This window comes from Mycobacterium sp. TH-M82 (genome assembly GCF_057473605.1).
In genome coordinates this window covers 1-1,743 of the sequence record NZ_JBYCKY010000847.1, presented here as the reverse complement: position 1 = coordinate 1,743, position 1,743 = coordinate 1, and the positions used below count along the sequence as shown (strand labels likewise).

At 67.2% G+C, this 1,743-nt stretch carries 1 protein-coding gene and 1 pseudogene; both read right to left on the bottom strand.

Annotated elements, in window-relative coordinates; genetic code table 11:
- Window positions 1–273: pseudogene (locus AC2VON_RS24570) on the bottom strand (phosphoribosylformylglycinamidine cyclo-ligase); the annotation flags it as partial.
- A 58-nt stretch (window positions 274–331) separates the two neighbouring features.
- Window positions 332–1,743, bottom strand: a 1,412-nt coding sequence (gene purF / locus AC2VON_RS24565) for an amidophosphoribosyltransferase (RefSeq protein WP_486955173.1), incomplete at its 5' end; no start/stop codon positions are given.

Below are 1,743 nucleotides of genomic sequence, written 5' to 3'. Positions count from 1 at the left end.
GATGCCGACGGTGTCGTGTTTGTCCATCGCCTGCGCGATGGCAAGCTTGGTGCCCACCCCGTCGGTGGAGCAGGCCAGCACCGGCTCGCGGTAGTCGTCGCGCAAGGCGAACAGCCCGGCGAATCCACCGAGCCCGCCATGCACCTCTGGTCTGGTGGCTTTGCCGGCCAACGGTTTGAACAGGTCGACGGCGCGGTCACCGGCCGCGATGTCCACTCCCGCCGAAGCGTAGGTCATGCCCCGATGAACCCGGCCTGCTGTGCGATGCGTCATCGCGATAAAGGCTACCGGCCAGCGATCGCCGCCGGTATCGGTTATCAACACTGCCCGGTCAGGGCCGCCGCACCGCGTCGTCGGTGTCGCTCTTGGCCTGCAGCGCGGCGGTGGTCAGCATCTGTTCGACGACGTTTTTGCCCAGCGCGGCTTCGTCGGGCAACTCGATCGGGTAATCACCGCCGAAACACGCAGAGCACAGCCTCGACACGGGCTGTTCGGTGGCGGCGATCAGGCCCCGCAGCGAGACGTAACCCAGGCTGTCAGCGCCGATCGCGCGCCGGACGGCCTCGAGCATCTCGGCCTCGTCGTCGACGACATTGGCGATCAGCTCAGCGGGTGAGGGGAAGTCGATGCCGTAAAAGCAGGGCCACTTCACCGGTGGGGAGGCGATGCGCACGTGCACCTCGACCGCACCCGCCTCGCGCAACATCCTTACCAGGGCCCGCTGGGTGTTGCCCCGCACGATCGAGTCGTCGACGACGATAAGCCGCTTGCCACGGATGATCTCCTTGAGCGGGTTGAGCTTGAGCCGAATGCCCAACTGGCGGATGGTCTGCGACGGCTGAATGAAAGTTCGCCCCACATAGGCGTTCTTGGTCAGGCCCTGTCCGAAGGGGATGCCGGACTCCTGTGCGTAGCCGACCGCCGAGGGGGTGCCGGACTCCGGTACCCCGATCACCAGGTCGGCGTCGACGGCGTGTTCACGGGCCAGCCGGCGGCCGATCTCCACGCGCGTGGCATGCACGGACCGGCCGGCAAGGTTGCTGTCCGGGCGGGCCAGGTAGACATACTCGAACACACAGCCCTTGGGGGTGGGGTTGGCGAAGCGGGTGGAGCGCACCCCGTCGGCGTCGATCGCCAATAACTCGCCCGGCTCGATGTCCCGGACGAACGATGCGCCGACGATGTCCAGGGCCGCGGTTTCCGAGGCCACCACCCACCCGCGGTCCAGCCGGCCCAGTGACAGTGGCCGCACCCCCCACGGGTCACGAGCGGCGTAGAGGGTGTTCTCGTCCATGAATGTCACACATAAGGCACCCCGCACCGTCGGCAGCAACTCCAGCGCCGCCTGTTCCAGGCTGGAATCAGCCGCACCGTGCGCCAGCAGCGCGCCCAGGATGTCAGAGTCGGTGGTGGCGGCGCCGGGCAGCCTGGGGTTGATCAAACCCAGATCCCGCGCCGTTGCCGCCAGCTCGGTGGTGTTCACCAGGTTGCCGTTGTGGCCCAGAGCCACCCCGGTGCCGGCTGCGGTGGTGTGGAACACCGGTTGCGCATTTTCCCAGGTGGTCTGGCCAGTTGTGGAGTAACGGCAGTGCCCGATTGCGACGTGGCCCGGCATGGCCGCCAATGTCTGTTCCTCGAACACCTGGCTGACCAGGCCGAGGTCTTTGAAGACCACCACCTGGGATCCGTCGGCGACGGCGATACCGGCCGCTTCCTGACCCCGGTGTTGCAGCGCGTACAGGC